This is a genomic window from Nocardia otitidiscaviarum NBRC 14405, assembly GCF_000308635.1.
GTDB lineage: Bacteria > Actinomycetota > Actinomycetes > Mycobacteriales > Mycobacteriaceae > Nocardia > Nocardia otitidiscaviarum.
Window position 1 is genome coordinate 81866 of sequence record NZ_BAGD01000116.1, and the last position, 6351, is coordinate 88216.

Annotated in this window: 4 protein-coding genes; 1 reads left to right on the forward strand and 3 read right to left on the reverse strand. The window is 66.6% G+C overall.

The window, feature by feature from the left end:
• Positions 1-62: 62 nt before the first annotated feature.
• Positions 63-776, forward strand: a complete 714-nt coding sequence (locus ON31_RS26400) for a DUF8020 domain-containing protein (RefSeq protein ID WP_051037771.1) — start codon at positions 63-65, stop codon at positions 774-776.
• Between the two features lie 28 nt (positions 777-804).
• On the opposite strand, the gene ON31_RS26405 is transcribed toward ON31_RS26400, so the two are convergent.
• From ON31_RS26405 to ON31_RS26415, 3 genes are all read right to left on the reverse strand, one after another.
• On the reverse strand, positions 805-1221 hold the full coding sequence (locus ON31_RS26405) for a hypothetical protein (protein WP_115061470.1): 417 nt from the start codon (positions 1219-1221) through the stop codon (positions 805-807).
• 168 nt (positions 1222-1389) lie between these two features.
• The gene (locus tag ON31_RS26410; RefSeq protein ID WP_029933017.1) at positions 1390-5343 is read right to left on the reverse strand and encodes a DNA-directed RNA polymerase subunit beta'; all 3954 of its coding nucleotides are present in this window, start codon (positions 5341-5343) and stop codon (positions 1390-1392) included.
• A 92-nt stretch (positions 5344-5435) separates the two neighbouring features.
• The coding region (locus ON31_RS26415; RefSeq protein ID WP_444543638.1) for a DNA-directed RNA polymerase subunit beta at positions 5436-6351 on the reverse strand (916 nt) is incomplete at its 5' end.

A 6351-nucleotide genomic window follows, 5' to 3' on the forward strand; every position in this document is an offset into this window, starting at 1 on the left:
ACCACCCGGGTAGGTTGTGCGCAGACATCCGGGGCCACGTGGGCCGCAAGCCGAGGAAAGAAATGCGCCGAGCCGAAAATCGCTCTGTAACACCCCGACTCGCCGGAGCGCTGGTTCCGCTGCTGCTGTGCGCGATCACCACGCTCACCGCCACGGCCACCACCGCGACGGCCGGACCGGCGGAGCCCGCACTGCGGGTGCAGGGCCGGGAGAACGGCATCGACTACGCGGTGGAACTGGCGCCGGACAATCGCGCCGCCGTCGGCACCATCGCCTCGGGTCGGTTCCTGCCCACCTGGGACGGCGAGGCGATCATCGTCACCGACGACGACGGTATCCTGGCCGCCACCGTTCCGCTGACCTACGACATCGTCGGCCACACACTGGAACTCGTCCCCAGCATCACCGACGACGGCCGCCGCCTCACCCTCACCCCGGCGGGCCAGTCCCCGGTCCCGCTCCGCGATATCAACGCCCAGCAGCACTTCTTCGACGTCGTGCAGGCCAACCTGCCCGCCGTGGCCACCGGGGCCGCCATCGGCGGCGCGATCGGCTTCCTCATCGGCTTCCCCGCGGGCCTGTTCATCCTGGACTTCATCACCATCCCCATCACCACCGTGGTGGGAGCCCTCATCGGCGGCGCCATCGGCCTCCAGCAGAGCGGCGGCGACCCGGCGGTGGAGGCCGCCCTCACCTACGCCGAATCCCTCGTCCCCGGGGCCTCGGAAACCATCCGCCCCGCCTTCGACGCCCTCCCGGAACCGCAGCCGCGCTGAGCCATTCGAGCGCGGGAGGTCGGGCAGGCTACGACACGAAGGACAACGACACGATCGCCATGGGATGCTCGGTGTAGTACCAGTCCCCGGTCATCTCCATGGCGAGGTCGAAGCGCACGGCATGCCCGCTCCCCGGCCCGGACGTGATCGTCCAGAGGCTGTTGGGCAGCCCCGTCACCGCACTGACACTGCCGTCCGACCAGGTGAAACTGCCCGATGTCGGCGCACCGAAACCACGCCAGGGCAATTCGGCCCGGAACCGCCCCGCCGTGATCCCCGGCAACAGCGAACTCCGGCAATCCCACACCTCACCCTCCCGCCGCACGCTCTGTCCGGCGCTCCCGGTCCCCGGAATCCGTTCGGCGGTCAGCACATCCCCGGCGTAACACCCGCCGAGTACGGTGCCGGGTACCGCGGCGGCCGGGAGGAACACGAGCAGCGGCACCGCCGCTCCACACAGCACGGCCGCCTGCGGCCTGCGACTGGCAAACACGAAGCCAACCCCTCCCGTAGTGGAAGCTCGAAGTCGTGACCAGCATAAACCCATCAAACGCATTCGACCCCCGTTCCGAGGAACGGGGGTCGAATGGTCTCGAGCTAACAGCTCACCGGACTACCGGTAGTCGCTGAAACCGTAGTCGTCCAGCGGGACCGCGGCACCGGTGGTGGTGCCGAAGCCGTCCGGGGTGTAGTAGGTGTCGTCGTAGGACGGCACCGCGTACGCGGCCTGGCGGGCCTCCTCGGTGGGCTGGACCTGGATGTTGCGGTACCGGTTGATACCGGTACCGGCCGGGATCAGCTTGCCGATGATGACGTTCTCCTTCAAGCCGATCAGCTTGTCGGAGCGGCAGTTGATCGCGGCGTCCGTGAGCACGCGGGTGGTCTCCTGGAAGGAGGCCGCCGAGAGCCAGGAATCCGTTGCCAGCGACGCCTTGGTGATACCCATCAGCACCGGGCGACCCGAGGCGGGTTCGCCACCCTCCGCGACCACGCGGCGGTTGGCGGCCTCGAACTCGGCGCGCTCCACCAGCGAACCGGGCAGGAACTCCGTCGCACCCGAATCGATGATGGTGACGCGGCGCAGCATCTGGCGGACGATCACCTCGATGTGCTTGTCGTGGATGGACACACCCTGCGAGCGGTACACCTCCTGGACCTCGTGGACCAGGTGGACCTGCACCTGACGCGGACCCATCACGCGCAGCACCTCGTGCGGATCGGCCGAGCCCTCGAGCAGCTGCTGACCCACATCCACGTGGTCGCCGTCGGCGAGCAGACGCTCGGTGCCGTCGTCGTGCTTGAAGACCCGCAGCCGCTGACGCTTCGACAGCTTGTCGTAGACCACCTCGTCCGAACCATCGTCCGGAATGATGGTGATCTTGTAGAAGCGGTCGTCGTCCTCCAGCCGGATCCGGCCCGACACCTCGGCGATGGGCGCCTTGCCCTTGGGCACCCGAGCCTCGAAGAGCTCCTGCACGCGGGGCAGACCGCCGGTGATGTCGTCACCCGCGACACCACCCTGGTGGAAGGTACGCATGGTCAGCTGGGTACCGGGCTCACCGATGGACTGCGCGGCGACGATACCGACGGCCTCACCGATGTCGACCAGCTTGCCGGTCGCCATGGAGCGGCCGTAGCAGGTCGCGCACACACCGGTGCCGGTGGTGCAGGTCAGCACGGAGCGGACCTTCACCTCGGTGATACCGGCCTCGAGCAGCGCCTCCAGGGCGGGGTCGCCCAGGTCGTGGCCCTTCTCGACCACCACGTTGCCCTTGGCGTCGATCGCGTCGGCGGCCAAAGTGCGTGCGTAGGTGCTGGTTTCGACGTGCGCGTCACGAATGACGGTGCCGTCGGCCAGCTTCTCCGCGATCGGGACGACGATGCCACGCTCGGTGCCACAGTCGGTCTCGCGCACGATGACGTCCTGCGACACGTCCACCAGACGACGGGTCAGGTAACCCGAGTCGGCGGTGCGAAGCGCGGTGTCGGCCAGACCCTTGCGCGCACCGTGGGTGTTGATGAAGTACTCCAGCACCGTCAGGCCCTCACGGAAGGAAGACTTGATCGGCCGCGGGATGAACTCACCCTTCGGGTTGGTCACCAGACCCTTCATACCGGCGAGGGTACGAGTCTGGGTGAAGTTACCGGTCGCACCCGAGTCGACGATCGTGATGATCGGGTTGTCGGCCGGGTAGTGCGCGCGCAGCGCCTGACCGACCTCTTCGGTGGCCTCCTGCCAGATCTTGACCAGGGCGTTGTTGCGCTCCTGGTGATCGAGCGCACCACGCTGGTACTTCTTCTCGATCTGATCCGACTGCGCCTCGTAGCGCTCCATGATCTCCGCCTTCTCCGGCGGAACGAGCACGTCCGACATGGAGACGGTGACACCGGAGCGGGTGGCCCAGTAGAAGCCCGCGTCCTTGAGCTTGTCGACGGTCTGCGCCACCACGATCATCGGGTAGCGCTCGGCCAGATCGTTGATGATCGCGGCCTGCCGCTTCTTCGGCATCGGCTCGTCGATGAACGCGTAGTCCGCCGGGAGCAGATCGTTGAACATGACGCGGCCCAGCGTGGTCTTGGTGGTCCACGCGTCGCCCCGCTGCCAGCCGTCCGGGAACAGCTCGGCCTCGACGTCCTTCGGCGGCCGCTGATCGGTCAGGCGGACCTTGATCAGCGAACGCACGGTCAGCTCACCGCGGTCCACGGCCATCTGCGCCTCGGCGGGCGAGGAGTAGACGCCGAACTCCGGCTCGTCCTTGGTGGCCGCGCGGTACTCGCCGCGCGCACCCTCCTGCAGACGGGTCAGGTAGTACAGGCCGGTCACCATGTCCAGACGCGGCATGGCGAGCGGACGACCCGAGGCGGGCGACAGGATGTTGTTCGAGGACAGCATGAGGATGCGGGCCTCGGCCTGCGCCTCCGCCGACAGCGGCAGGTGCACGGCCATCTGGTCACCGTCGAAGTCGGCGTTGAACGCCTCACAGACGAGCGGGTGCAGCTGGATGGCCTTACCTTCGACCAGCAGCGGCTCGAACGCCTGAATACCCAGGCGGTGCAGGGTGGGCGCGCGGTTCAGCATGACCGGGTGCTCGGCGATGACCTCTTCGAGGACATCCCACACCTGGGGCCGCTGCCGCTCCACCATCCGCTTGGCGGACTTGATGTTCTGCGCGTGGTTCAGGTCCACCAGGCGCTTCATGACGAACGGCTTGAACAGCTCGAGCGCCATCAGCTTGGGCAGACCGCACTGGTGCAGCTTCAGCTGCGGACCGACCACGATGACCGAACGGCCCGAGTAGTCGACACGCTTGCCGAGCAGGTTCTGACGGAAACGACCCTGCTTGCCCTTGAGCAGATCCGACAGCGACTTGAGCGGACGGTTGCCCGGACCGGTGACCGGGCGGCCGCGGCGGCCGTTGTCGAACAGCGCGTCCACCGACTCCTGGAGCATGCGCTTCTCGTTGTTCACGATGATCTCGGGCGCACCGAGGTCGATGAGGCGCTTCAGGCGGTTGTTGCGGTTGATGACGCGGCGGTACAGGTCGTTCAGGTCGGAGGTCGCGAAGCGGCCACCGTCCAGCTGCACCATGGGGCGCAGCTCCGGCGGGATCACCGGCACGGCGTCGAGCACCATGCCCATCGGCGAGTTGCCGTTGGCCTGGAACGCGGCGACGACCTTCAGACGCTTGAGGGCGCGCAGCTTCTTCTGGCCCTTGCCCGTGCGAATGGTCTCGCGCAGGTTCTCGGCCTCGGCCTCGATGTCGAAGTTCTCCATCAGCTTCTGGATGGCTTCGGCACCCATGGCACCGGTGAAGTACTCGCCGTAGCGGTCCTGCAGCTCGCGGTAGAGCACCTCGTCCACGATGAGCTGCTTGGTGGACAGCTTGGTGAAGGTGGTCCAGATCTCGTCGAGACGATCCAGCTCCCGCTGGGCGCGGTCGCGCAGCTGACGCATCTCGCGCTCGCCGCCGTCCTTGACCTTGCGGCGCACGTCGGACTTGGCGCCCTCGGCCTCGAGCTCGGCGATATCCGCCTCGAGCTTCTGTGCCCGCGCCTCGAGGTCGGCGTCGCGCTGATCGGCGACGGCCTTCTTCTCGACCTCCATCTCCGCCTCGAGGGTGGAGAGTTCGTTGTGGCGCAGTTCCTCGTCGACACCGACGATGACGTAGGCGGCGAAGTAGATGATCTTCTCGAGATCCTTCGGCGCCAGGTCGAGCAGGTAGCCCAGGCGCGACGGCACACCCTTGAAGTACCAGATGTGGGTGACCGGGGCGGCCAGCTCGATGTGGCCCATCCGCTCACGGCGCACCTTGGCGCGGGTCACCTCGACGCCGCAGCGCTCACAGATGATGCCCTTGAAGCGGACGCGCTTGTACTTACCGCAGTAGCACTCCCAGTCCCGGGTGGGACCGAAGATCTTCTCGCAGAAGAGGCCGTCCTTCTCCGGCTTCAGCGTGCGGTAGTTGATGGTCTCCGGCTTCTTGACCTCACCGAAGGACCAGTTGCGAATGTCTTCGGCGGTGGCCAGGCCGATCCGGAGTTCATCGAAGAAGTTGACGTCTAGCACGTAACTTCCTTTCCCCTGTTCGGGTTGAGAATGAGCAAAAGTCGCTAGTTCCGTTGCCCCCGAGGGTCTTCCGACCCTCGGGGACCGATCGCTCACTGCGCCAGGTCGTCGACCGTCGCAGCCTCGTTGCGGGACAGGTTGATACCCAGGTTCGCCGCGGCGCGCTCCAGGTCCTCGTCGTCGCCGTCGCGCATCTCGATGGCGGCGCCGTCGGAGGACAGCACCTCCACGTTCAGGCACAGCGACTGGAGTTCCTTGAGCAACACCTTGAACGACTCCGGAATACCCGGCTCCGGAATGTTCTCGCCCTTGACGATGGCCTCGTAGACCTTCACGCGGCCGACCACGTCGTCGGATTTGATGGTGAGCAGTTCCTGCAGCGTGTAGGCCGCGCCGTAGGCCTGCATGGCCCAACATTCCATTTCACCGAAGCGCTGACCACCGAACTGCGCCTTACCACCGAGGGGCTGCTGGGTGATCATCGAGTACGGGCCGGTCGAACGCGCGTGGATCTTGTCGTCGACCAGGTGGTGCAGCTTCAGGATGTACATGTAGCCCACGGCCACCGGGTACGGGAACGGCTCACCGGAGCGGCCGTCCAGCAGCACCGCCTTGCCGTTCTCGTCGACCATGCTCTCACCGTCGCGGTTGGGCAGGGTGGAGCCGAGCAGACCGGTCAGCTCCTCCTCGCGGGCACCGTCGAACACCGGGGTGGCGATATTGGTGTCGGCCTCCTGGCCCCACATCTCCTCCGGCAGGTTCTTGGCCCACTCCGGATCGCCCTCGACCTGCCAACCGGTCTTGGCGATCCAACCCAGGTGGGTTTCGAGCACCTGACCGATATTCATACGACGCGGGACACCGTGGGTGTTGAGGATGATGTCCACCGGGGTGCCGTCCGGCAGGAACGGCATATCCTCCACGGGGAGGATCTTGCCGATCACACCCTTGTTACCGTGACGACCCGCGAGCTTGTCACCGTCCTGGATCTTGCGCTTCTGCGCCACA